The 570-nt window shown below is 48.6% G+C and carries 2 tRNA genes and 1 rRNA gene; all 3 read left to right on the plus strand.

Annotation, left to right across the window (positions count from 1 at the left end):
* The 3 genes from rrf (at position 1) to H8S75_RS32420 (ending at position 375) form a co-directional block, all read left to right on the plus strand.
* A 5S ribosomal RNA gene (gene rrf / locus H8S75_RS32410) occupies positions 1 to 118 on the plus strand.
* A gap of 10 nt (positions 119 to 128) precedes the next feature.
* Positions 129 to 202, plus strand: a tRNA-Ile gene (locus tag H8S75_RS32415).
* A gap of 100 nt (positions 203 to 302) precedes the next feature.
* A tRNA-Ala gene (locus H8S75_RS32420) sits at positions 303 to 375 on the plus strand.
* Positions 376 to 570: the final 195 nt, after the last annotated feature.

The raw sequence follows: 570 nt of genomic DNA on the forward strand, positions 1-570 counted from the left end.
TCTGGTGCCGATACGCTCAGGGGAAACACCCGTACCCATCCCGAACACGATGGTTAAGACTTGAGCGGCCGATGGTACTATGCTGGAGACGGCATGGGAGAGCAGGTGGGTGCCAGATTTTTACAAAAGGGCTTATAGCTCAGCCGGTTAGAGCGCACGCCTGATAAGCGTGAGGTCGGTGGTTCGAGTCCACTTAAGCCCACTACTTAACTCCTCAGGAGATAAGTAAGTGGAAAAAAACAAAAGAATAAAGGGATTGCCTGAAAAGGGAAGACCAGCATCCGAGTATTTGGCATAAATATGGGGGTGTAGCTCAGTTGGGAGAGCACCTGCCTTGCAAGCAGGGGGTCAAGAGTTCGAATCTCTCCATCTCCATTTGCGCGAAGCCAAAAGAAGCGTGCGCATCGTAAGTGAAAGGCCGAAGGCCTTGAACGGACGCTTCGGATCAGCGCAGCATGTACCTTGAAAACCACATATTGAATATATCTAGATAGATTCTTTTAAGGGATTTCGATCCCGAGAAAGAGTAAATCAAGACATCCGAGGTGTTATATCGTAACAGATATAACC

It is taken from the genome of Hungatella hominis, from assembly GCF_014288005.1.
GTDB classification, from domain to species: domain Bacteria; phylum Bacillota; class Clostridia; order Lachnospirales; family Lachnospiraceae; genus Hungatella; species Hungatella effluvii.